The organism is Paenibacillus sp. FSL R5-0517 (assembly GCF_037974355.1).
GTDB lineage: Bacteria > Bacillota > Bacilli > Paenibacillales > Paenibacillaceae > Paenibacillus.
In genome coordinates this window covers 72,809-98,219 of record NZ_CP150235.1, presented here as the reverse complement: position 1 = coordinate 98,219, position 25,411 = coordinate 72,809, and the positions used below count along the sequence as shown (strand labels likewise).

The 25,411-nt window shown below is 47.7% G+C and carries 21 protein-coding genes, 1 tRNA gene and 3 rRNA genes; 1 reads left to right on the top strand and 24 read right to left on the bottom strand.

Annotated features, from left to right (window positions below; translation table 11 throughout):
• Positions 1-31 precede the first annotated feature (31 nt).
• The 12 genes from MKX40_RS00460 to MKX40_RS00405 form a co-directional block, all read right to left on the bottom strand.
• Positions 32-184, bottom strand: coding sequence for a small acid-soluble spore protein P (locus MKX40_RS00460; protein WP_253428949.1), 153 nt, complete (start codon positions 182-184; stop codon positions 32-34).
• A gap of 21 nt (positions 185-205) precedes the next feature.
• Positions 206-382: a hypothetical protein gene (locus MKX40_RS00455; RefSeq protein ID WP_017691325.1), complete on the bottom strand. Its 177-nt coding sequence runs from the start codon at positions 380-382 to the stop codon at positions 206-208.
• A 26-nt stretch (positions 383-408) separates the two neighbouring features.
• Positions 409-750 (bottom strand): hypothetical protein, encoded by a 342-nt coding sequence (locus MKX40_RS00450; protein WP_253428947.1) that lies wholly within the window; start codon positions 748-750, stop codon positions 409-411.
• Between the two features lie 192 nt (positions 751-942).
• Positions 943-1,031 (bottom strand) — tRNA-Ser (locus MKX40_RS00445).
• A gap of 193 nt (positions 1,032-1,224) precedes the next feature.
• The gene (gene serS / locus MKX40_RS00440; RefSeq protein ID WP_339238960.1) at positions 1,225-2,508 is read right to left on the bottom strand and encodes a serine--tRNA ligase; all 1,284 of its coding nucleotides are present in this window, start codon (positions 2,506-2,508) and stop codon (positions 1,225-1,227) included.
• Between the two features lie 272 nt (positions 2,509-2,780).
• Positions 2,781-3,371 (bottom strand): pyridoxal 5'-phosphate synthase glutaminase subunit PdxT, encoded by a 591-nt coding sequence (gene pdxT, locus MKX40_RS00435; RefSeq protein WP_339242858.1) that lies wholly within the window; start codon positions 3,369-3,371, stop codon positions 2,781-2,783.
• Between the two features lie 341 nt (positions 3,372-3,712).
• Entirely contained in the window at positions 3,713-5,101 is a 1,389-nt protein-coding gene (locus MKX40_RS00430; RefSeq protein WP_339238959.1) for a D-alanyl-D-alanine carboxypeptidase family protein, read from the bottom strand.
• Positions 5,102-5,517: 416 nt separating this feature from the next.
• Positions 5,518-6,975: an IMP dehydrogenase gene (gene guaB / locus MKX40_RS00425; RefSeq protein ID WP_339238958.1), complete on the bottom strand. Its 1,458-nt coding sequence runs from the start codon at positions 6,973-6,975 to the stop codon at positions 5,518-5,520.
• Between the two features lie 366 nt (positions 6,976-7,341).
• Positions 7,342-7,458 (bottom strand): 5S ribosomal RNA (gene rrf / locus MKX40_RS00420).
• Between the two features lie 79 nt (positions 7,459-7,537).
• A 23S ribosomal RNA gene (locus tag MKX40_RS00415) occupies positions 7,538-10,463 on the bottom strand.
• Positions 10,464-10,769: 306 nt separating this feature from the next.
• Positions 10,770-12,321: ribosomal RNA gene (locus MKX40_RS00410) — 16S ribosomal RNA — on the bottom strand.
• Together the 16S, 23S and 5S rRNA genes form the textbook arrangement of a ribosomal RNA operon.
• Positions 12,322-12,758: 437 nt before the next feature.
• On the bottom strand, positions 12,759-13,310 hold the full coding sequence (locus tag MKX40_RS00405) for a hypothetical protein (protein ID WP_339238957.1): 552 nt from the start codon (positions 13,308-13,310) through the stop codon (positions 12,759-12,761).
• Positions 13,311-13,396: 86 nt separating this feature from the next.
• Between MKX40_RS00405 and MKX40_RS00400 the strand changes: the two genes are divergently transcribed.
• Entirely contained in the window at positions 13,397-13,987 is a 591-nt protein-coding gene (locus MKX40_RS00400) for a TetR family transcriptional regulator C-terminal domain-containing protein (RefSeq protein WP_339238956.1), read from the top strand.
• 86 nt (positions 13,988-14,073) lie between these two features.
• Here MKX40_RS00400 and MKX40_RS00395 read toward each other — a convergent pair whose 3' ends face one another.
• From MKX40_RS00395 to cysK, 12 genes are all read right to left on the bottom strand, one after another.
• Complete coding sequence (locus MKX40_RS00395) at positions 14,074-15,411, bottom strand: TrkH family potassium uptake protein (protein ID WP_339238955.1); 1,338 nt, start codon at positions 15,409-15,411, stop codon at positions 14,074-14,076.
• A gap of 204 nt (positions 15,412-15,615) precedes the next feature.
• Positions 15,616-17,127, bottom strand: coding sequence for a lysine--tRNA ligase (gene lysS, locus MKX40_RS00390; RefSeq protein WP_339238954.1), 1,512 nt, complete (start codon positions 17,125-17,127; stop codon positions 15,616-15,618).
• A 116-nt stretch (positions 17,128-17,243) separates the two neighbouring features.
• The gene (gene greA / locus MKX40_RS00385; protein ID WP_076216743.1) at positions 17,244-17,723 is read right to left on the bottom strand and encodes a transcription elongation factor GreA; all 480 of its coding nucleotides are present in this window, start codon (positions 17,721-17,723) and stop codon (positions 17,244-17,246) included.
• 245 nt (positions 17,724-17,968) lie between these two features.
• Positions 17,969-18,988 carry a tRNA dihydrouridine synthase DusB gene (gene dusB / locus MKX40_RS00380; RefSeq protein ID WP_339238953.1) on the bottom strand — a complete coding sequence of 340 codons (1,020 nt, stop codon included), beginning with the start codon at positions 18,986-18,988 and terminating at the stop codon, positions 17,969-17,971.
• A gap of 96 nt (positions 18,989-19,084) precedes the next feature.
• The gene (locus tag MKX40_RS00375; protein ID WP_339242857.1) at positions 19,085-19,279 is read right to left on the bottom strand and encodes a helix-turn-helix transcriptional regulator; all 195 of its coding nucleotides are present in this window, start codon (positions 19,277-19,279) and stop codon (positions 19,085-19,087) included.
• On the bottom strand, positions 19,240-19,788 hold the full coding sequence (gene folK / locus MKX40_RS00370) for a 2-amino-4-hydroxy-6-hydroxymethyldihydropteridine diphosphokinase (protein WP_339238952.1): 549 nt from the start codon (positions 19,786-19,788) through the stop codon (positions 19,240-19,242). Before folK ends, MKX40_RS00375 begins: the two co-directional genes overlap by 40 nt.
• A gap of 9 nt (positions 19,789-19,797) precedes the next feature.
• Positions 19,798-20,160: a dihydroneopterin aldolase gene (folB, locus tag MKX40_RS00365; RefSeq protein ID WP_339238951.1), complete on the bottom strand. Its 363-nt coding sequence runs from the start codon at positions 20,158-20,160 to the stop codon at positions 19,798-19,800.
• A gap of 116 nt (positions 20,161-20,276) precedes the next feature.
• Entirely contained in the window at positions 20,277-21,140 is an 864-nt protein-coding gene (gene folP, locus MKX40_RS00360) for a dihydropteroate synthase (protein ID WP_339238950.1), read from the bottom strand.
• A complete protein-coding gene (locus MKX40_RS00355) occupies positions 21,137-22,021 on the bottom strand; it encodes an aminotransferase class IV (RefSeq protein WP_339238949.1) in 885 nt (294 codons plus the stop codon). The genes folP and MKX40_RS00355 overlap by 4 nt, the downstream gene beginning before the upstream one ends.
• Before the next feature lies 1 nt (position 22,022).
• Positions 22,023-22,598, bottom strand: coding sequence for an aminodeoxychorismate/anthranilate synthase component II (gene pabA, locus MKX40_RS00350; protein ID WP_339238947.1), 576 nt, complete (start codon positions 22,596-22,598; stop codon positions 22,023-22,025).
• A gap of 49 nt (positions 22,599-22,647) precedes the next feature.
• Entirely contained in the window at positions 22,648-24,258 is a 1,611-nt protein-coding gene (locus tag MKX40_RS00345) for an anthranilate synthase component I family protein (RefSeq protein ID WP_339238946.1), read from the bottom strand.
• 139 nt (positions 24,259-24,397) lie between these two features.
• Positions 24,398-25,336, bottom strand: coding sequence for a cysteine synthase A (gene cysK / locus MKX40_RS00340; RefSeq protein WP_339238945.1), 939 nt, complete (start codon positions 25,334-25,336; stop codon positions 24,398-24,400).
• Positions 25,337-25,411 lie beyond the last annotated feature (75 nt).

Sequence of the window (25,411 nt, the reverse complement as noted above, 5' to 3'; positions counted from 1 at the left end):
CAAGGGACTTTTGCTTAAATCTTCTTCTAAGTTAACCTTGAGGATTCAAATGATCCACATGATTTTGATTTTTTACTTTTTTGGAACCGGATAATGGCTCCTGCATGGAAGAACGTTTGGATGAATGATGATGCTGTTCGGCAGCTTGCGCTTCCGGTACAGGAATTGTTTTCGGTTTGCTCATAATGTTGCCCCCTCATCAATGTTAGGAATGGGATGGGTCCCTATCTTCCGTTTTATCATGATTTAGTGCATCCTGATGACGGCGATCATTGATATCTTGCTGGATTTGCTGGGCATGGTGACTGTTTACGGCTGGCTGCTCCAGATCATCAACTACATTTTGCAGGTTTTTGTCTACTCCCGCTTTGGCTTTAGTCAATTGAGTTCACTCCTTGAGATTTCAAGCTATTGTCGCGTCTGGGATTGTAACGACTGAGCGCATTCGTGAATGTGCCTTGTATAATCGTGGGCCAGTTCCTGAATTGGCTCTGTACGCTCATCTGTTGTTCGTCCATCCCGTTCCACATCAATCAGCTGGACACTGACTTCACGGGAATCCACATACTCACATTTGAAATCAAAAGAATACATCTCATGACCTGCTGTCGCAATGTGTATCCGAATGGCCTGCTGATCGGCCTCATCCGCCATTACTTGAGCCTGATCACCCACATTCAAGACTTGAGGCAAACGCTCTTGCCAAGCCCCTACAAGCTCTGTCTGATCGATGTTTAACTCGCGATTCATCTTACCACCTCCACTCCTATAAAGTGCGGCGATGAAGATGTTTTTATACATATCAGACGTACTCAAAATATAATGTTGTACTGAGCAACGTATACACGGGTCACCAACCCGTACCATCACTCCGTTAAACAATCGCATAACGCAAAAAAGGACCCGAGCGAGATCGCTCGAATCCTTGTTATAAGTGTAGTATGGCGGAGAGGGTGGGATTCGAACCCACGTGGAGTTGCCCCCTAACGGTTTTCAAGACCGCCCCGTTATGACCGCTTCGGTACCTCTCCAGGGAATTAACTTTTATAAACTTGCCACGAAAAGTATCATACCATATCTCGACAACATAATGCAACCTTTTTTATTATTAAAATTTATGATCCGTATCAGACAAATGTCTCTATGATACAAAACACTTCAATCCGTCATTCAAAATGACGGATTGAATTTGTATTCCTCTTGATAAGGATGGTTAACTCTCGCTTAAGAGCGACGTGCAATCACACTTTTTCCGCCCATATAAGGTCGCAATGCTTCAGGGATAACAACCGTACCATCTTCCTGTTGATAGTTCTCCAGGATAGCGGCTACCGTCCGTCCAACGGCCAATCCTGACCCGTTCAATGTATGCACAAATTCCGGTTTGGCTTTTGGATCTCTGCGGAAACGGATATTGGCACGGCGTGCCTGGAAGTCCTCACAGTTGGAGCAGGAGGAAATCTCACGATAGGTGTTGCTCTCAGGTAACCATACTTCAATATCATACGTTTTAGCTGATGTGAAGCCCATATCCGCGGTACACAGTGTCAGAACGCGATACGGCAATCCCAATAATTGAAGCACACGCTCCGCATTTTGAGTCATTTGCTCCAACTCTTCATACGAAGTCTCCGGAGTAGAGAGCTTAAGCAGCTCTACTTTGTTAAACTGATGCTGGCGAATCAATCCGCGTGTATCCCGTCCAGCCGAACCAGCTTCAGAACGGAAACATGAGCTGTATGCCACAAAGTGCTTCGGCAATTGATCTACATTCAGAATCTCTTCGCGATGATAGTTCGTTACCGGAACTTCAGCAGTAGGGATCAGATAATATTCGGTATCTTTCAACTTGAACAGATCTTCTTCAAACTTAGGCAGTTGGCCTGTTCCAAACAAGCTATCCCGATTAACGATGTATGGGGGCAGAATCTCTTCATATCCATGCTGATCGCTGTGCAGATCCATCATAAAGTTGATTAATGCACGTTCCAGACGGGCACCCAGCCCTTTATAAAAGGTAAACCGAGATCCTGTTACTTTGGCAGCTGCTTCAAAATCAAGGATATCGAGATCTTGAGCAACTTCCCAGTGGGCTTTTGGTGCAAAAGTAAATGACTTTGGCTCTTCCCAGCGGCGAATCTCAACATTGTCGTCTTCAGAAGCTCCAACAGGTACACTTTCGTTAGGAATATTCGGAATCGCCATGGTGAGATCATTGATCTTCACTTCCAGTTCCCGAACTTCTTCGTCCATGGCTTTGATTCGATCAGAGACTTCGCGCATCTCCACAATCAGATCATCCGCATTTTCACGATTCTTCTTCAGTCTAGCAACTTCCGCAGAGACCGTATTCCGACGGCTCTTGAGCGTCTCACTCTCTTGAAGCAATTCCCGCCGTTTGGTATCCATCTCGGTAAATCCCGCGATAAGATCCAACGATTTGCCACGTTTAGTCAATGCTTCCTCTACACGTGCATACTCATTCCGCAATATTTTCACATCAAGCACGATATACCCCTCCTAAATAACCCCACGAAGTGAAGCCTTATGTTAAATCGATTCTCAAAAATCTACTGTGTATACCTTACTATATACTTATCGGAATCTGTAACCACAAAAACAACCTATGTCCCCGGTGCGACCCTCCGCTGCGATTCCCGCTATGAAGCAGATACGGCAACATCAGGCATCCGTTCAGATGCAACTGCCAATCAGCGGCCTTACAAGGCTGCTGGGGAAGTGATCCGATGACCGGGAGATCATAGGTTGTACATCATACACTATTTAGGGTCTACCGCGTGTTTGTAGGACTTGGCCATGTCTACAAAATAAGCATGCAGACGATAGTCATCCGTTAACTCCGGATGATACGAGCAAGCCAGCAAATGTCCCTGACGAGCTGTAACAATCTCATCATTGTAAGTAGAGAGTACCTCTACCTGCTCTCCAACACGCTCAATCAAGGGAGCCCGGATAAACACAGCTCTCACCGTTTCCTCGATGCCTTTGACCGGCAAGTCTGTTTCAAAACTTTCTCTCTGCCGTCCAAATGCATTTCGGGATACAGTCATATCCATTAACTCCAAATGGGCCTCTTCCTGTCCCGTGATGTGCTTAGCCATAACGATTAAGCCAGCACAGGTACCAAATACCGGTTTGCCCTCAGCAGCAAACGCTCGAATGGCATCCATAAACCCATAATTACGCATCAGTTTGCCAATCGTTGTACTTTCCCCGCCAGGAAGGATAAGACCATCCAGATCATGCAATTGCTGAACCTGTTTGATAGCAACACCTTCTGCTCCAGCGCGTTCAATACTCCGTATATGCTCTGTGACAGCCCCTTGAAGCGCTAATACGCCGATCTTCATTTGCACATTCCCCTTCTCATACCAGCCGCGATCTTGCATACGCTCGGAAGGTGCAAGTTTGGATATCTCTATGCCCTTCATCGGTGCTCCAAGATACTTGGACACTTCGGCCCGTAATGTATGTGTCGTTCATTACCTTATATAGAGCAGTTAACCCACTCCACCAGGTAAAAAAACCTTGGAATTTTCCGCCTCATTATACGTGAATTCTAACTTGATATTTTACCGGAAAAACTGTAAATATACAATCCATCCGGTCGAATAACTTGTATTTTGGCAATGATATGACCACATATCATCCAGTTCACGATCATACTCTTTTACAAGAAGTATCCTATAAACTAGAACAGGTTTTTGATCCCATCAAAGAGATCGACGAAGAAATCTTTAACAGCTCGGAAGAACAAGCGGAACCATCCGCCTTTATCGGCCTCTTCGGCTGTGATCAAGTTCACTGTTTTTTCCTGAGGCTCAATTCCATCTGCTTTATACGTATACGTTACTGTACCAACCTTCGTACCTGCCTTGATTGGTGCTACCAGCTTGTCAGCCTCAGTTACGTTAGCTTTGAACGTCACATCCAGGTTCTGAGTACCTTTGGGTACAACGAAACTTACCGCATTATCTGTTACGACAGGAACGGTTGTTTCTTTACCTTTTTTCAAAGGTACAGCTTCCCAGCCCGTCACTTTGGTCTTGCCTGCGACAGCCTGCTTCACTTCAAAGTTGTTAAATCCAAAGTCCAATACCTTTTTAGTTTCTCTGAAACGTGCGGATTCCGAATCTGTGCCCATCACGACACTGATTAGACGCATACCGTTACGTTCGGCTGTACCTGTAAAGTTATTACCTGCGTTCGTGGTATGGCCTGTTTTCATTCCATCCAGACCTTCATAGGCATAGCTTTTGAAGTTGGTTATATTTTTATTCGCTTCCAGCATCCAGTTATAATTAATAATTGGTGCTTTATCATTTGGACGGAACTTATAGGATTGAATGGTTGTAAAATCTTTGTAGTCTGGGTGATCCATGATGATATATCTGCATAGAATTGCAGCATCCAGTGCGGACATGACTGTTTCCTTGTCTTCAGCTGGGCGGAAATCGGCAGGCATATCTGCTCGATCGAGACCGGATGAGTTGATGAAGAACGTATCCTTCATGCCCATACGCTTCGCTTCATCATTCATCATTTTCACGAAAGCTTCTTCCGAACCTGCAACATGTTCAGCCAAAGCGACCGTAGCATCATTAGCAGACCCTACAGCCATAGCAATATAGAGATCCTTAACTGTGTGTTGGTCCCCTTCAGCAAGGAAAATACGTGATCCGACACTTTGTGCAGCATTCTTTTTAACAGTTACAATATCGTCCCAGCCGAGTTTACCTTGTTTAACTTGTTCAGCGACAATGTACTCTGTCATCATTTTGGTCATACTGGCAGGTGGCATGGCTTTATCCGCATCGACATTGAGCAAAATCTGCCCCGTTGATGCCTCCATGAGAACGGCTGACCTAACCTCAAGTCCCAATGAGTCTACCCCAGGTACCTGTACAGCTTTCTCCGTCTTCGTTGTTGTTGCTGCAGCAGTCAGGACCTGCCCGGAGTCGTTCGCAGCAGCCATGACTGGCATTACTGCAGACATGCAAAGCATGTTAATTAGCATTACCGAGGCTACGCTCTTTTTGAGCATTTGGCGTTTCTTCTTATTCATGTGTTTGGCTTTCAATGATGAATACTCCCTTCGTTCCAAAGCATTGTTAATTGCTTCAGTGCAGCTTATGCTGCGATTTTCTTGTTCCCTAACCTGCATGTTTGATGTGTGAGATGTGTGCTATATGCGCTGTATCGAACGAGCAATATTATTGCTCCTAAAGTTCGTTATCGATTGTCACTTAGTCCGCATTTTGCGAATGCTTATGTAAAAGGACGTCCGCGCTTCTGTTTGGCTGGCAACCTTTTCTTGTACTGCATTTGCTTTTCATAACCATATTCATAGATTCACGTCAAATAGCCGCCGCAACGCCTTAATCCATCCATGGATCGTCACCGCTTGTTCTATTCTATCACAGGGGTATCTGCAAAAAAAGACAGACCCGGTGAAAATCACCGAGCCTGTCCTGGAAATGATTAACTCTCTTCCGATTACAACGAGTAGTTAGGTGCTTCTTTTGTAATCTGTACATCATGTGGATGACTTTCACGCAGGCCTGCACCTGTAATACGAATAAAGCCAGTATCGTTCCGAAGCTGCTCCAGGTTGCTTGTACCGCAGTAACCCATACCGGAACGCAGACCACCAATCAGTTGGTGAATCGTATCAGACAATGGACCTTTGTAAGCGACGCGACCCTCAATTCCTTCTGGAACCAGTTTCTTGTCATCATCTTGGAAATAACGATCTTTACTACCTTGTTTCATCGCAGCCATTGAACCCATACCGCGATAAACTTTGTAGCTACGTCCTTGGAAAATTTCAGTTTCCCCCGGGCTTTCCGCTGTACCGGCAAACAAACTTCCCAACATAACCGCGTGTGCACCTGCAGCCAGTGCCTTCGTAATTTCACCAGAATATTTAATTCCGCCGTCCGCAATAATCGGAACTCCATATTCACGTGCCACTGTTGCACAATCGTACACTGCCGTTACTTGAGGTACACCAATACCAGCAATTACACGTGTTGTACAAATCGACCCTGGACCAATACCCACTTTAACTACCGAAGCCCCTGCTTCAATCAGGTCACGAGTAGCTTCACCAGTAGCCACGTTACCTGCAACGATGGTCAGGCTAGGGAAACGTTCGCGAAGCTGACGTACTGCTTCAATGATATTAATGTGGTGTCCGTGAGCCGAGTCTACCGTAATCAAATCAACACCAGCTTGTACCAAAGCATCCGCACGTTCAAAGGTGTCCTTGGAGATACCAATCGCTGCACCAACCAACAAACGACCTTGAGCATCTTTGGCTGCATGAGGGAATTGAATGGCTTTCTCAATATCTTTAATAGTGATAAGACCTTTCAACGTGTTCGTCTCATCAACTAATGGAAGTTTCTCAATCTTATGTTTCTGAAGGATACCTTCAGCTTCTTGCAATGTAGTACCTACAGGAGCGGTAACCAGATTCTCACGAGTCATAACTTCGCTGATTTTGATGCCGTAATCATGGATAAAACGCAAATCACGGTTGGTCAAAATACCAACCAGCTTCTGATCTCCTTCAATAATGGGTACGCCGGAGATCCGATATTTCGCCATAACTTCTTCAGCATCAGATACCAGATGATCTGCTGTGAGTGAGAATGGATTCGTAATTACACCACTCTCTGAACGTTTAACCCGATCTACTTCTTCAGCCTGTTGTTCAACAGACATATTTTTATGAATGATACCGATACCGCCTTCACGTGCAATGGCAATAGCCAAAGTCGCTTCAGTTACCGTATCCATTCCTGCACTAATCAAAGGAATATTTAACTTCACAGTGTCGCTTAAACGAATAGATACATCTACTTCTTTAGGCAGTGTCTCGGATTTCCGTGGCACTAGCAATACATCATCAAAGGTGAGGCCTTCCTTACCAAATTTATCTTCCCACACGCAAGTGTTCCTCCTTATGGTTGCTCAGCTTTACGGTCCAAAACCCGAAGATTCCAGGCTGTATTTTACGCCGAAAATACGTTTTCTGAAAAATTTATTATTGCCATCTTAGCAAAGCGATATTTAGACTGTCAAGGAAAAGTACTTGGTTATATTAGGTGTATTGCCTGATGAATACAACTGTTTTTCTCGTGCGGACAAGTTAAAAAAATATAACCTATAAATGTCTGCACAAATCAACCGACGTTTATTTCTATTGAGCCATTTAGGATACAAAGTTTCCGTTTTCAGGCTTTTTTTATACCTCAAGTACTCATTTGTATATAAATAAAAACCACCACCGAATAACATCGGCAGTGGTTCTTTGCTTGGCGGCGTCCTACTCTCCCAGGACCCTGCGGTCCAAGTACCATCGGCGCTAGAGGGCTTAACGGTCGTGTTCGGGATGGGTACGTGTGGAACCCCTCCGCCATCGCCACCAAACGCGGTGCTTACATTTCAGAGTGGTTGTTCTCTGAAAACTAGATTCGAAACGAAAGTGTGCGAATTACAACTTGCATATTTGGATAAGCCCTCGACCGATTAGTACTGGTCAGCTCCATGCATTGCTGCACTTCCACCCCCAGCCTATCTACCTCGTCGTCTTCAAGGGGTCTTACATACTGGGAAATCTCATCTTGAGGGGGGCTTCACGCTTAGATGCTTTCAGCGTTTATCCCGTCCGTACATAGCTACCCAGCGGTGCTCCTGGCGGAACAACTGGTACACCAGCGGTACGTCCATCCCGGTCCTCTCGTACTAAGGACAGCTCCTCTCAAATTTCCTACGCCCACGACAGATAGGGACCGAACTGTCTCACGACGTTCTGAACCCAGCTCGCGTACCGCTTTAATGGGCGAACAGCCCAACCCTTGGGACCTACTTCAGCCCCAGGATGCGATGAGCCGACATCGAGGTGCCAAACCTCCCCGTCGATGTGGACTCTTGGGGGAGATAAGCCTGTTATCCCCAGGGTAGCTTTTATCCGTTGAGCGATGGCCCTTCCATGCGGTACCACCGGATCACTAAGCCCGACTTTCGTCCCTGCTCGACTTGTAGGTCTCGCAGTCAAGCTCCCTTATGCCTTTGCACTCTTCGAATGATTTCCAACCATTCTGAGGGAACCTTTGGGCGCCTCCGTTACTCTTTAGGAGGCGACCGCCCCAGTCAAACTGCCCACCTGACACTGTCCCCGCACCGGATTACGGTACCAGGTTAGAACCTAGATACGATCAGGGTGGTATCCCAACGTTGCCTCCACAGAAGCTTGCGCTCCTGCTTCAAAGGCTCCCACCTATCCTGTACAGATCGTACCCAAATTCAATATCAAGCTGCAGTAAAGCTCCATGGGGTCTTTCCGTCTTGTCGCGGGTAACCTGCATCTTCACAGGTATTAAAATTTCACCGGATCTCTCGTTGAGACAGCGCCCAAGTCGTTACGCCATTCGTGCGGGTCAGAATTTACCTGACAAGGAATTTCGCTACCTTAGGACCGTTATAGTTACGGCCGCCGTTTACTGGGGCTTCGGTTCACAGCTTCGGATTGCTCCTAACCACTCCCCTTAACCTTCCAGCACCGGGCAGGCGTCAGCCCGTATACTTCGCCTTACGGCTTCGCACAGACCTGTGTTTTTGCTAAACAGTCGCTTGGGCCTTTTCACTGCGGCCCCCTCGTGCTATTCACACTACCGGGGCACCCCTTCTCCCGAAGTTACGGGGTCATTTTGCCGAGTTCCTTAACGAGAGTTCTTCCGCGCGCCTTAGAATACTCTTCTCGCCTACCTGTGTCGGTTTGCGGTACGGGCACCTTCACCTGGCTAGAGGCTTTTCTTGGCAGTGTGAGATCATGACCTTCGCTACTACAATTTTCGCTCCCCATCACAGCTCAGCCTTATGATGTGCGGATTTGCCTACACATCAGCCTTACTGCTTAGACGGACATCCATCAGTCCGCGTCACTACCCTACTGCGTCCCCCCATTGCTCATAACGGCTTACGGTGGTACAGGAATTTCGACCTGTTGTCCTTCGACTACGCCTTTCGGCCTCGCCTTAGGTCCCGACTTACCCTGAGCGGACGAGCCTTCCTCAGGAACCCTTAGGCTTTCGGCGGATCAGATTCTCACTGATCTTTTCGTTACTCATACCGGCATTCTCACTTGTATAATGTCCAGCGCTCCTTACGGTACACCTTCAACCCTTATACAACGCTCCCCTACCCCTGATGCAAAGCATCAAGCCATAGCTTCGGTGGTGTGTTTAGCCCCGTTACATTTTCGGCGCAGAGTCACTCGACCAGTGAGCTATTACGCACTCTTTCAATGGTGGCTGCTTCTAAGCCAACATCCTGGTTGTCTGTGCAACTCCACATCCTTTCCCACTTAACACACACTTGGGGACCTTAGCTGATGGTCTGGGCTGTTTCCCTTTTGACAATGGATCTTAGCACTCACTGTCTGACTCCCGGAAGTAAGTCTATGGCATTCGGAGTTTGACTGAGCTTGGTAACCCTTGCGGGCCCCGCACCCAATCAGTGCTCTACCTCCACGACTCTGTTTTCCGAGGCTAGCCCTAAAGCTATTTCGGGGAGAACCAGCTATCTCCGAGTTCGATTGGAATTTCTCCGCTACCCCCACCTCATCCCCGCACTTTTCAACGTGCGTGGGTTCGGGCCTCCAGTGCGTGTTACCGCACCTTCACCCTGGACAGGGGTAGATCACCCGGTTTCGGGTCTACGTCCACGTACTATGTCGCCCTATTCAGACTCGCTTTCGCTGCGGCTCCGGCTCTTCACCTTAACCTTGCACGGGAACGTAACTCGCCGGTTCATTCTACAAAAGGCACGCCATCACCCCTAAAACGGGCTCTGACTTTTTGTAAGCACACGGTTTCAGGTTCTATTTCACTCCCCTTCCGGGGTGCTTTTCACCTTTCCCTCACGGTACTGCTTCACTATCGGTCGCTAGGAAGTATTTAGCCTTGGCAGATGGTCCTGCCGGATTCATACGGGGTTTCACGTGCCCCGCACTACTCGGGATCCGTCTCGGAGGGAACAGACTTTCAATTACAGGGCTTTTACCTTCTTTGGCGGGCCTTTCCAGACCTCTTCGCTTAACCGGTTCCTTTGTAACTCCATGTGAGACGTCCCACAACCCCAAAGAGCAAGCTCTTTGGTTTGGGCTTCTCCGCGTTCGCTCGCCGCTACTGACGGAATCACTATTGTTTTCTCTTCCTCAGGGTACTTAGATGTTTCAGTTCCCCTGGTATGCCTCTACACAACCTATGTATTCAGTTGTGAGTAACTGGAAATTACCCCAGCTGGGTTTCCCCATTCGGACACCCCCGGATCAAAGCTTGCTTACAGCTCCCCGAGGCAGTTTCGTTGTTCGCCACGTCCTTCATCGGCTCCTAGCGCCTAGGCATCCTCCGTGTGCTCTTAGTAGCTTAACCATTGCGCTCGTGTTCGAGCTGTCGCTCCGCTTGGTTTGCTTGCGCAAATCCAAAAGTCGCTCCATTTCGATCACTCGCTCCAGCAATCTACCGTTTTTATTGAAACTTGTTATACACAAGTTCAGCTAAAAAGGAATGTTCTAATTCGCATTTACTTTCGTTTCGATATCTAGTTTTCAAAGAACAAGCTCCATGCAAAAGCAAGCTGTTTGAGAGTTTGAGCTCTCAAAACTGAGCAACGAGTGAGTAGTTTGCAGCTAAGCTGCGTATTTGAATGTTTCCGTTACAGGAAACGATTCTCCATAGAAAGGAGGTGATCCAGCCGCACCTTCCGATACGGCTACCTTGTTACGACTTCACCCCAATCATCTATCCCACCTTCGGCGGCTGGCTCCTTGCGGTTACCCCACCGACTTCGGGTGTTATAAACTCTCGTGGTGTGACGGGCGGTGTGTACAAGACCCGGGAACGTATTCACCGCGGCATGCTGATCCGCGATTACTAGCAATTCCGACTTCATGCAGGCGAGTTGCAGCCTGCAATCCGAACTGAGACCGGCTTTTTAGGATTCGTTCCACCTCGCGGCTTCACAGCCCGTTGTACCGGCCATTGTAGTACGTGTGTAGCCCAGGTCATAAGGGGCATGATGATTTGACGTCATCCCCACCTTCCTCCGGTTTGTCACCGGCAGTCACCTTAGAGTGCCCACCCGAAGTGCTGGCAACTAAGATCAAGGGTTGCGCTCGTTGCGGGACTTAACCCAACATCTCACGACACGAGCTGACGACAACCATGCACCACCTGTCTCCTCTGTCCCGAAGGAAAGATACATCTCTGCATCGATCAGAGGGATGTCAAGACCTGGTAAGGTTCTTCGCGTTGCTTCGAATTAAACCACATACTCCACTGCTTGTGCGGGTCCCCGTCAATTCCTTTGAGTTTCAGTCTTGCGACCGTACTCCCCAGGCGGAGTGCTTAATGTGTTAACTTCGGCACCAAGGGTATCGAAACCCCTAACACCTAGCACTCATCGTTTACGGCGTGGACTACCAGGGTATCTAATCCTGTTTGCTCCCCACGCTTTCGCGCCTCAGCGTCAGTTACAGCCCAGAGAGTCGCCTTCGCCACTGGTGTTCCTCCACATATCTACGCATTTCACCGCTACACGTGGAATTCCACTCTCCTCTTCTGCACTCAAGTCACCCAGTTTCCAGTGCGATCCGGGGTTGAGCCCCGGGATTAAACACCAGACTTAAATGACCGCCTGCGCGCGCTTTACGCCCAATAATTCCGGACAACGCTTGCCCCCTACGTATTACCGCGGCTGCTGGCACGTAGTTAGCCGGGGCTTTCTTCTCAGGTACCGTCACCTTGAGAGCAGTTACTCTCCCAAGCGTTCTTCCCTGGCAACAGAGCTTTACGATCCGAAAACCTTCATCACTCACGCGGCATTGCTCCGTCAGGCTTTCGCCCATTGCGGAAGATTCCCTACTGCTGCCTCCCGTAGGAGTCTGGGCCGTGTCTCAGTCCCAGTGTGGCCGATCACCCTCTCAGGTCGGCTACGCATCGTCGCCTTGGTGAGCCGTTACCCCACCAACTAGCTAATGCGCCGCAGGCCCATCCCCAAGTGACAGATTGCTCCGTCTTTCCAGTTTCCTTCAGGCGAAGGAAACAACTATTCGGTATTAGCTACCGTTTCCGGTAGTTGTCCCAAACTTGAGGGCAGGTTGCCTACGTGTTACTCACCCGTCCGCCGCTAAGTCTCAAAGAAGCAAGCTTCTTATCAACTCCGCTCGACTTGCATGTATTAGGCATGCCGCCAGCGTTCGTCCTGAGCCAGGATCAAACTCTCCAATAAAGTATTGAAAAGAGCGATAAGCTCATTTTGAATCTGACGAGATTAAAAATCTCAATTGTGCTCCAGTCGATTCAAGCCAAGGCTTGTTTCAAACTTTCGCGTTCATTCTGCAAGCAGAATGTTTACTCACTCGTTGTTCAGTTTTCAAAGATCAAACTTGTTTCGCTACCGAATGTCGTTCTCTTCAGCAACTTTTATATCTTACCACATCCGAACCAACTTTGCAAGCTCTTTTTTTAAGTTTCTTTCGAAGCTTATTTGATTTGCTTGCCGCACCGTGTAAACCGTGTTTTCTTGGCCGGAATTAGAATATACCATGTACAGATTTTGATTGCAAGTCTTTTTTTCAAATTTTATAGTTACCGAAATGATACGTCCTAAACGAATATAGAGTGCCCTCCCAATGTAGCAGATTCTTATGCGCGTTCCACTTGATTTTATTGTTTAACATTCCTAGCAGGAACTTTTCTTGGCCATAAACTATAGCTAAAGCTTATTATAAAATCGATACCGATTATGATTCCCCACATTTTAATCAGATTATAGAAGACGGCTGTACGTTCAGGATCCCCAATCCACCATATCATGGCGAATAGAAATGCACTACCTATTGCCCAAGCCAAAAGATGTCTAAACCATCCATTACGCTCATGACGTGCATGCTCCCTTCCATATAACTTGTTGCTACGAGGATTCTCTCCGCCTTTGAACCAATACAGGAAATATCGATCCGCCCAAGCGATCATCTGATGACCATAGGCGATACTTACTCCGATATACACCGCAGCAATACCATGAATCATGCTCGCTGTAGCTCCACGCTGAAGATCTATCACAGTGGCAACCAGCAACAACAGATCCACTATTGGTGTTGCCATCAACAAACCGATGCCTAACCTTTTCATGCCAAGAAGATACCTAACACTTAGACCCGCAAACACAAACACCCAAAAGGCAATCTCACATCCTATAATGAAATAACCAATCATCTGTTAGCCCCCTTTTATAATACGATTGTATTAAATATAATTTAGCACATTTGTATCATAATAATCAACAATGATATAATGTTCATATGCCTAAAATTGTTGATCATGATAAACAGCGTATGCTCGTGGCCGAAGCAGCTTGGCGTATCATCCGAAGAGATGGCATGGAACAAGCCTCTGTTCGGAATATCGCCGAAGAAGCAGGAATTTCGGTCGGTTCAATGCGTCACTACTTTTCTACACAGTCAGAACTATTACTATATGCCATGAATCTGGTATCCGAGCGGGTATCCAATCGAATCCAACACATGTCCTTCACCGGATCTCCCATGGATAATATGAAATGTTTATTACTCGAGTTATTACCAAACACAGATGAAAAACTGGCCGAAATGGAGGTGTGGTACGCTTTTACAGCCAGATCCAAAACCGATGCTACGCTCAAAGAACTTGCCGATACAGTGTATGATGCACTCAGACAAGCTGTAGGCTATGTTATCACTCACCTGATCGAACATGATCTCACGAGACCAGATCTTGATATTAAACTTGAGATCGAGAGATTGTATGCACTCGTGGATGGCTTGGGTATCCATACGGTGCTTAGACCCGATCAGATGAATGCCAAACTCATGGATGATATCCTTGGTGTGCATCTTGCCTCCTTATGCCGTTAAACCAAAAAAAACCGCAGCACATTCGTTATGACCAAGCCCTGTTACGATAACGGGAGTTAGTTCTGAATGTCTGGCGGTTTTTCTTTTTATCCGATAATGATCCGGCCCTCCGGATGACGATACAGTTTCTTCTCTTTGCGCGGACGAAGAGCATACGCGATGGTTAATGGCCCAATACGACCTACAAACATGGTAACGGTAATAATGATTTTTCCCCAATTGGTCAACTCATCCGTCACTCCGACAGAAAGACCCACGGTACCAATAGCCGATGCAGCTTCAAACATCAGTGAAAGGAATGGCGCATCCTCTGTCGTAAGCAGAAGCATCACCACGATCATGAATATGATCAGTGAAACCATAATAATGGTCAGCGCCCTCATCAGTAATTCCTTCGGCACACGCTGGCGGAAAAACACAATATCCTTGTCTCCCCGAATCATGGCATACACTGCACCAATCATAATCAGGAATGTAGTCGTCTTGATCCCGCCCCCGGTCGATCCCGGGGAAGCCCCGATAAACATCAGCAGAATGAAGAAAAATTGGGTAGCCTGCCTCATCTCCGTGATATCGATTGTACTTGTTCCCGACGAACGTGTAGAGACCGACTGGAAGAAGGATGCATAGATCTTCTCGCTCCAGGTGAGTGAAGCCAGTGTATGTCCATTGGTAAATTCGAAAACAAACAACACAATTGCTCCTATACCAATCAGCGCTCCCGACACAGACAGCACCAGTTTCGACTGTAGGGAAAGACGACGGCGTGTGCGATACTCAAACAGATCATTTAACACCACAAAACCTAGTCCACCAGAGATAACGAGCACGGATGCAATCAGGTTGAATATCCAGTCTCCAGTGTAATATTGAAAGCTGTTGCCTAACAGATCAAATCCCCCATTATTAAACAATGAAACGGAATGAAATATTCCATAGTATATAGCCTGAACCAATGGCATCTCTGTTGCCCAGCGCATCGCCAGTATGACAGCAGCCACCCCTTCAATGGTAAAAGAGAAGATCAACACCTTGCGGATAATGCGTACAATCCCTTCCATACTGTCTGCATTAATGGCTTCTTTGAGCAGTAGCCTGTCCTTGAGTGAGATTCGTCTGCCCAAGACAAGTGCAAAAAGGGTAGCTATGGTCATGAAACCGAGTCCACCAAGCTGCATTAATACCATAATGACAAGCTGACCAAACAGATTAAAGGTCGTCCCTACATCCACAACGACAAGTCCTGTCACACATGCGGCAGAGGTTGATGTAAAGAGCGCGTCAATAAACGCCAAATGCTCACCACTTTGGTTAGAGATTGGCAACATGAGAAGCACTGTTCCAATCGCAATGATAAGCAGAAAACCACCGACCAGGATTAACGGGGGAGATAAAAATTTGGCAAAGTGAAGCCTGAACTTCATGAAGGGCACCTCTTTTAACAAAATACGAATAAGTTAGTCTAACTTAAATCCAAGACGCAGTTCCACCATAATGTTGTAATTTGAACAGAGCGTTCTGATGAACTTTATTTTAGGCGCCTATGTAAACCTAAAGAGGAACTTGCCTCAGCATCATACTGAACGGCAGGTTCCTCTTCTATTATGAACGTATGATACGTTCCTTATTTAATCTTGCGTACGAGGACGCATGTGCGGGAAGAGCAGTACGTCACGAATCGAAGGGGAGTTGGTCAGCAGCATGATCAGACGATCAACCCCGATTCCCAATCCGCCTGTCGGTGGCATACCATATTCAAGCGCACGGATGAAGTCATCATCCATCTCATGAGCTTCGTCGTTCCCATGCTCTTTCTCCAGCATCTGTGCTTCAAAGCGTTGACGTTGATCAATTGGATCATTCAGCTCTGTGAAGGCATTGGCATGCTCGCGTCCAACGATGAACAATTCGAAGCGATCCGTGAAGCGCGGGTCTACATCGTTTTTCTTCGCCAGTGGTGAGATTTCAAGAGGATGTCCCGTGATGAATGTCGGTTGAATCAACGTCTCTTCCACAAATTCTTCAAAGAACGCGTTCAGAATATGACCGAATGTCATATGTTTTTCAACCGGAACCTTATGTTCCTTCGCCAAGTTATGTGCTTCCTCATCCGTCATATGTACGGAGAAGTCTACGCCCACAACTTCCTTAACTGCATCCACCATCGTAACACGACGCCACTGCGGCGTAAGATCTACTTCATGGTCTCCATACTGGATCACTTGCGTACCCAGCACTTCCTGTGCAATATGAGCTACCAGGTTCTCCGTCAATTGCATAATATCCTTGTAGTCGGCATATGCCTCATACAATTCAATCATTGTAAATTCCGGATTGTGACGTGTGGACATACCTTCATTCCGATATACACGGCCGATCTCATACACCTTCTCCAGTCCGCCAACAATCAGACGTTTCAGGTGAAGCTCAATCGCAATCCGCATGTACAATTCCATATCCAGCGCATTGTGATGTGTGATGAACGGACGTGCTGCAGCTCCTCCTGCGATGGTATGCAACGTAGGTGTTTCCACTTCCAGATATCCAAGGGAATCCAGGTAACGACGCATTGATTGAATGATTTTGGAACGTGCGATAAAGGTCTGTTGTACGTCCGGGCTCATAATCAAGTCAACATAACGCTGGCGATAACGAAGCTCCACGTCAGTGAGACCATGGAATTTGTCCGGAAGCGGATAGAGCGATTTGGACAGCACTTCAAGGTCTTTAACTTTGACAGAAGTTTCACCTGTTTTGGTCTTAAAGATTACGCCAGTTACCCCAACGATATCGCCAAGGTCCAACAGGCTGAATGCCGCATACTTGTCCTCAGGCACGGTATCCTGACGAACATAGATCTGGATTCTGCCGCTCAGGTCCTGAATATGTGCAAAGCTTGCTTTACCCATTCCCCGCTTCGCCATAATCCGTCCGGCAATACTGACTTCGATGTGCTTCTCTTCCAGCTCTTCCTTGGTCAGTTCTTCATACTTTTTCAGAATGGAGCCGGCTTCTTCGTTACGTACGTATTTTTGGCCAAAAGGATCGATTCCCAATTTGCGGAGCTCGTCCAATTTGTCACGGCGAATTTGTAAAAGCTCGCTAAGTTCGGTTTCCTGATTCAAGACTTCATCCGTCATGATCTATATTCATCTCCTTATTTACATTGCAGGCATCGCGTGAGGACACTCTTCCTCAAATGTTGAAAAAGCTTCCCTAAGGAAGCTTTTGTTTACCGTGCCCAACTGCTTCGTTACTATAGCTTTTTAATATCTACAATTTTATATTGAATTACGCCAGCAGGCACACTTACATCAACAACTGTACCATTTTTCTTGCCCAAGATCGCTTTACCGACAGGGCTTTCGTTGGAAATCTTGTTCTGAAGCGGGTTTGATTCAGCAGAACCTACAATTGTATATTCTGTGATGTCGCCGAATTCCAAATCTTCCACAGTAACTGTTGCACCTACACTCACGACATCGGTGTCAATCTCATCACTGTTAATAATGCGTGCGTTCCGAAGCATTTTCTCCAAAGTAATAATACGACCTTCAATGAAAGCCTGTTCGTTCTTGGCATCTTCGTATTCAGAGTTCTCACTGATATCTCCATACCCGATGGCTACCTTAATCCGTTCAGCCACTTCGCGGCGCTTCACTGATTTCAATGTTTCCAGTTCTTCTTCCAGCTTCTTAAGTCCCTCTGGTGTAAGGATAACTTCCTTGTCGCTCATCTCAACCGATTCTCCTGTCATGGGAATAATTTGATTGTACGGCAACGGAATCAGTGGTAATTACATAGCTCCGCCCGCATACATCTTCAAAACTATATGAAGTTCTCCAGAGAAATAGAATATTCCTCCTGATGACTAGCCTTTAATTAACGCACATGGCGAATTTATACTGTGAAAGTATAGGGGAACGATCTCGAAAAGTCAATGTTACGTCATCTGTAGCTGTAAACGTTTTACAGACTTAATTATGATGCACTTCCGGCAATCACCGGTTCTGACTCCAAATTACCTTCACTTTTCAACTGACTCACAAAGTTCTCCAGAATCTGTACCATCTCATCCCGCTTGGTGCCTTCCATAATAACATCCTTGATACGGGCAGATCCTTTCAAGCCTTTCAGATACCAAGCCAGATGTTTACGCATCTCGCGTACGGCAACTGTCTCATTCTTCAATGCAATCAGACGATCCATATGCAGGATGGCAACACGGATCTTCTCTTCGCCATTCGGGTCAGGAAGCAATTCCCCCGTGCTTAAGTATTGAATGGTACGATACAGCATCCATGGGTTTCCCAGCGCGGCACGACCAATCATAACCCCGTCACAGCCCGTTTCATCCAGCATACGGCGTGCGTCCTCTGGTGTATGGACATCACCGTTGCCGATCACCGGAATAGAGACAGCCTCTTTAACATCTTTGATGTGTGACCAGTCAGCAGTGCCTGTATAGAGTTGCTCTCGTGTTCGGCCGTGTACACTTACCGCCTGTCCGCCTGCACGTTCAACCGCGAGCGCATTCTCAACCGCGAAGATATGCTCGTTATCCCAGCCAATACGCATCTTGACCGTTACCGGCTTCTCAACCGCATCTACTACAGCGGATACCATCTCATAGATCTTGTTCGGATCAAGCAACCAACGTGCACCTGCATCACATTTTGTTACCTTAGGCACAGGGCATCCCATATTAATGTCGATGATGTCTGCATTCGTTTCCTTGTCCACAATCTTGGCTGCTTCTATGAGGGAATCACGATCTCCTCCAAAAATCTGAAGGCTCAGCGGTTTCTCACGCTCATCTACAAACAACATCTCCCGTGTACGCTGGTTGCCATGGACAATGGCTTTGCCACTCACCATCTCCGCACATACGAGGCCTGTTCCGAATTCTTTTGCGATTAATCGAAAAGCCGGATTACATACGCCAGCCATCGGCGCAAGTACGACCTGATTTTTCATTTCAATGCCACCAATGTTAAGCACGGTAGTCGTTTCACTCCTTTTACAATTCTAAATAAATCAACGATTATGGTTCGATCGATATCTCTATTGTTATAGCATGACGAAACCGAAACGGTCCTAGTTACCCTGCAACTCCTCGATACTGATTGCCAGCACACCAGCAATTCGATCCAGTTCTTGCTGTGATACCTTACGGTTCCCCCGCTCAATGGTTCCCAGAATGGCCAGCGAGATGCCGGTCTCGGCAGCAAGTTCATGTTGTGTTAAACCTTTCAGCTTCCGGAATGCCCGGATTCGATTGGCCAATTGCATGTTTTCCAAAGCTGTATTCCATCCTTTCCATCCAGTACAGACAACGATGATTGTACAAAGGTATACAAACCTGAAACCTCGTCCTCGGGTACGATATCCGACAGTGGCACCAGTACAAAAGCCCGTTCGCCCATACGGGGATGAGGCAATTGGAGCAATTCGGTATCTCGCGTCTCACCCTGCATCCAGAGCAGATCCAGATCAACGGTGCGCGGTCCCCAGCGAATATCACGAACACGTCCAAGCCGGTTCTCGATATCCAGTAATTCCGTAAGCAACTGCTCCGGTGTCAGCATCACCTGTACGGCGACTGCCATATTCAGAAACACAGGCTGATCTACATACCCTACAGGTTCCGTCTCATATAGCGAAGAACAACGCAGAACGGATATATGAGGGTGTTCATCGAGCAAAGACAACGCCTCAAGCAACGTCTCTTCCCGGTCACCCAAATTGGCCCCTAAAGCAATATAAGCCTCTGAAGATTCAGAGGTCGAATGTACAATCATGATCGGTTCTCACTTTCTTGTGCGGCGAAGCTCTACCGTTACGCCCTCAAAATGAATATCGAATGGCGGATGTGGCTTCGTCACCTTGACTGTCAATGCATTGATAATAGTATAAGTGTCTAGTAAAGAAGATGCAATATGTTCGCCCAAAGCTTCAATTAACTGGAATGATTTATTCTCTACAATCTGTTTGACCAGCTCATGGATCTCCGCATAATTGATCGTTTTGGTCAGATCATCATTACGTCCAGCCTCACTCAGGTCCATGTCAATCTCCAGATCAATATAGTAACGTGCCCCTAGCTTCCGCTCCTCGGCAAATACACCGTGATATCCGTAATACTCCATGCGATGCATAACCATTCTATCCATACGATCCGCCTGCCCTCTATATATATTGAAATTCTAATCTATTTGAAGTTATTCCTTAGCTTCGCCTTATAAAAACGCTGCGCTTCCACTGGACGGGTCACTCTGACCCGCCAGAATTATTTCCTCCGTATACCTGGAGAAGCGTATAACATGGCATCACACATGTCTGCCGTCCGCCGAATCGACTTCACATCATGAACCCGAACCATCTGGCAGCCTTGGGCGATGCCGAAGGCAACGGTCGCAGCCGTTCCTTCCAGCGCATCATCGGCACCAACATCCAGGGTGTTTTGGATGAATCTTTTGCGTGAGGTGGCTAGCAGAACCGGATAACCCATTTCATTGAGTAAACCGAGCGATGACATGAGCTTCAGATTTTCTGCGAGATCCTTCACAAAACCAATGCCCGGGTCCAGGATAATCTGATCTGCTTTTACACCGGATCCCAGCGCAATCTGTATGCTCTCCTGCAAATCGCTGACGACATCACTCAAATAATCGGTATAGTTTCGTTCCTGTCGATTATGCATCAGAATAACGGGACACCCCAGTGCTGCTGCCGTGCGTGCCATATCTGGATCTGCCTTGGCACCCCACACATCATTAATGATATGGGCACCGGCTAGAATAGCTTGACGCGCAACATCGGCCTTATACGTGTCTACCGATATTGGAATGTGCGGGGCTTGCTGATGCAATGCTTCGATAACCGGAATGATCCGGCTCAGCTCTTCATCGGCGCCCACTACATTTGAACCTGGCCGTGTGGACTCCCCGCCGATATCAATCAGGTCCGCCCCGTCCTCCATCATCTGCATGGCATGAGCAACCGCCCGCTCCACGTTGGTATACCGACCACCATCCGAGAATGAGTCAGGTGTGACGTTAAGAATGCCCATAATCTGTGTTCTTGCACCCAGCTTCAACTCAGCTGGCCCCCATGCATAGTTCCGTTCATAGATGACAGGTGTAAGTGTCATGAAGTATACCCCGCTTTCTGCCGGTACATACCCAGAAGGACTGTTGTAACCGGGCCTATATGTCCGTTGCTGATTATCGTTACGACTCCGTCCTGATCCCGCAGAGTCGTAACCGGAACCAGTTCGGCAACCGAGCCTGTTAGAAATATTTCATCTGCTTGCAGGAGATCCTGCCAGGCAGCTAACGTTTCTATGCAAGGAATGCCTTGCTCCGTGGCGATCTCAAGCACCACGGCTCTCGTGATGCCAGGCAGGATGCCGGTTGAGAGTGCTGGCGTGTAGAGCACATTTTCCCGTATCCAAAATACATTGCTGACAATACCCTCAGCGACATGCCCGTCACGGGTTAATTGTAGACCTTCTGCACTCTGTGCATCCTGCCCATACGCATTCAACTCCCGTTTCGCCAGAATGCTGTTCATATAATGCAGTGACTTGAATCGGACTTCACCTTCGGGCGTGTTGCGTGGTGTAGACAACCTTTGAAGCATTTTGCCACTTTCATATAAAGAGGGAGTGGGCTCAGGTAATGCTTTTGCCAGTAAAATATGATTTGGATTCGAATAATCACCAGAAGGTAAACCTAGCGGCGCTTCACCTGCGGATACCGTGTATCGGACGTATGCATCCTGAAGTCCGTTCGCCTGCATCAAACGTTGAATCCAATCTGTCACCTCTGCCGCGGTCGTTGTAAAAGGAATGCCCAGTTCTTCACACCCCGAAGCCATCCGCTCCAGATGCCGTTCCAGCAGAAAAGGGCTGCCTCGATAGGTCCGAAACGTCTCGAACAATCCAAGTCCGTACAAAAAGCCGTGATCCGTTACAGGAACCACGGCTGCCGCCATATTGACCAACTCTCCGTTTATCGCGGCATATTGCATATTATACCTTCACCTGTTGGGACAGGAAGTTGCGAAGCATCTGATGCCCATGGTCTGTAATAATGGATTCCGGGTGGAATTGAACCCCTTCAATCGCATATTCTTTGTGACGCAAACCCATAATTTCACCTTCAGCTGTCTCCGCTGTAATCTCCAGGCAGTCCGGCAGACTGCTGCGCTCTACAATGAGGGAGTGATAACGGGTAGCTGTAAACGGGGATGGCAATCCGGCAAATACGGATGTTCCATTATGGTGCATCTCGGATGTTTTGCCGTGCATCATGCGCTCTGCACGAATGACATTGCCCCCAAACGCTTGTCCAATGGACTGATGCCCCAGACATACACCAAAGATCGGAATGCTTCCCTTGAAATGCTCGATGACTGCCAGGCTAATACCTGCTTCATTCGGTGTACAAGGACCCGGAGAGATCAGAATATGATCAGGTGCCAGTGTCTCTATGCCTGCCAAATCAATCTCGTCGTTGCGGCGAACTTCCACCGTCTCACCCAGTTCACCCAGATATTGAACCAGGTTGTACGTGAAGGAATCGTAATTATCGATAACCAGTATCATATGCCTGCTCCTCCTCATCTTCCGTCAATCAAGTGACGGTTGCTTCGTTTTATTTTTTAATGGCTTCGGCTCGCTCTACTTGTTCCTGTTCCATAACTCTGCTTGCTTCTGCCTCTTCGCTGTAATTCACAGCTCTCATCATCGCCCTTGCCTTGTTGCGACATTCCTTGTATTCCCGATATGGATCGGAATCAATGACAATGCCTGCACCGGCCTGTACATAACCAATACCATCCTTAATGGCAAGTGTACGAATGACGATGTTCAATTCCATATTTCCACTGTAATCCATCCACCCGATGGAACCCGTATAAGGTCCACGACGCACAGGCTCAAGCTCCTCGATAATCTCCATGGTGCGGACTTTGGGCGCTCCGGTAATCGTTCCACCCGGGAATGTCGCAGCAATCACATCAAATACGGATAACCCTTCTGCCAGTCTGCCTTCCACCTGGGAAACGAGATGCATGACATGGGAATACTTCTCGATGGTCATCAATTCAGGCACATGAACCGAACCGTAGGCTGCAATCCGTCCAATATCATTACGTTCCAGATCGACGAGCATAATATGCTCCGCCCGTTCCTTCTCACTGCCCAGCAGTTCATCCGCCATAGCCTTATCCTCTGCCTCATCACGGCCCCTTCTTCGGGTTCCTGCGATGGGACGTGCACTGACTTTCCCGTTCTCCACTTTGACCAGCAGCTCGGGAGATCCGCTTACCAGTTGAAAATCTGGACTACGAAGCATACCCATATACGGTGATGGATTCACGAGGCGCAACCATTCATAAATATGCTCAGCGCTCGAATGAAGCCGTTTTTCCTGTCTCAAGGACAGATTCACCTGGAACACATCGCCCTGTCTGATATATTCCTGTACTGTGCGTACAGCCTGTTCAAATTCCTCCTGTGGGAAGGAGGTTGCCCACCCTTCGGATTCCCTGTTCGCATCTTCAGGCTGCGGTGTACGATTGACCTGCTTGTTGCGGCGTTCCAGTGCCTGCATTTGTTCCTCGGCCTGTGCAACCCCCATTATATGAAGCCATCGTTGCTGCATCGCTATCGCCCGCGCTTCGGCTACTGCATATAGACCACGCACATCGGTTTCGTTCGGATTAGGCTCTACAGCCAGATGAACCATGCAGAAAAGTGCCTGTTGCTGATGGTCATACGCCCATATTTCTTCAAAACGCATCCACCAATAATCCGGCAGAGCCGGGTTATCTTCAGCCAAGGCTGGAAGCTTCTCCAACGATCTCGCTACATCATAGCTGAGATAACCTGCGTATCCACCCCCAAAGTCTGGAGCCCCAGTAACCTTAGGCGCACGATAAGGGGCTGTCCATCTCTTCAATACATCAAGCGGCTTGCCGCTGTCCATCGAGGTGGTTTCTTCCGGTACATCACGAATAACCGCTTCCTGACCCTTCCCGGAAATAACGGAAACGGGGTCTAGTCCCAGAAAAGTATATCTTCCGCCTTTGCCATTCTCCAACACCATTGCGTAGGGTGACGCCTGTTCCCAGGCTGCCTCCCAAGATAACGGTAAACCGCCATGATACGGCCCCTCATCCGACTTGGTGATATAGGGCATCATGGTCCAGCCTTGCTCAGCCCACTCCATCCAGTCGGCGTATGTTGTCATCAGGTGTGTCATTGCGGTTTGCCGCCCTCCATCTGTCGCTAGTTCTATTGTCTGATAGTATACTAAAGCGCCGCTCCTTTTAAAAGCATTACACCAAAAATCCTCCATACCCGTCAGCGGGCAAGGAGGATTGGTTTTGTCATTTGTAGGTTTAGCCTTCGAAGTTGTAAAGCGGTGTGCTGAGGTAACGTTCACCGTTACTTGGCACGATTACAACAACGCGTTTGCCTGCACCCAGCTGTTTGGCAACCTGGAGACCTGCACGGATCGCTGCACCGGAAGAAATACCGGACAGGATGCCCTCTTCCTTCGCTACCTGACGAGCCGTCTCGAATGCATCATCATTCTCAATGTGGATGATCTCATCATAAATTTCTTGGTCGAGGATCTCAGGAATAAAGTTGGCACCAATTCCTTGGATCTTATGAGGTCCTGGTTTGCCGCCTGCGAGAATTGGCGAAGCTGCTGGCTCAACTGCAACAATTTTAATACCAGGGAAAGCTTCTTTCAGCACTTCGCCTGTACCTGTAATTGTTCCGCCTGTACCAATTCCGGCAATGAACGCATCCAACGTACCGCCCACAGACTGGATTGCATCAACAATTTCAGGGCCAGTCGTTTCACGGTGAATCTTCACGTTGGCTTTATTTTTAAATTGCTCAGCCATGAAATAGGATGGGTTTTCTTTCAGCAGTTCTTCGGCTTTTTTAACAGCACCGTTCATACCTTCAGCTCCAGGTGTAAGCACAAGCTCAGCACCGTACGCACGAAGCAAGTTGCGACGCTCCAAGCTCATGGTCTCAGGCATTACAATAACGGACTTGTAGCCTTTGGCTGCAGCCACCATCGCGAGTCCAATTCCCGTGTTACCACTTGTTGCTTCGATAATGGTATCACCTGGTTTCAACTTGCCTTCTTTTTCCGCTTCTTCCACAATGCTAATTGCGATACGATCTTTCACGCTTGAACCTGGATTCTGATACTCCAGCTTCACGAATACTTCAGCACTGCCTTCAGGTACGATACGGTTCAGACGAACAAGCGGAGTACCTCCGATGAGTTCTGTTACGTTATTAACTACTTTAGCCATATGAATGCCCTCCTTAGTGGATGAATAAAACTTGAGTCCTGTTAACTATACTTGTGCGGCCGATAGCCTCTGGGA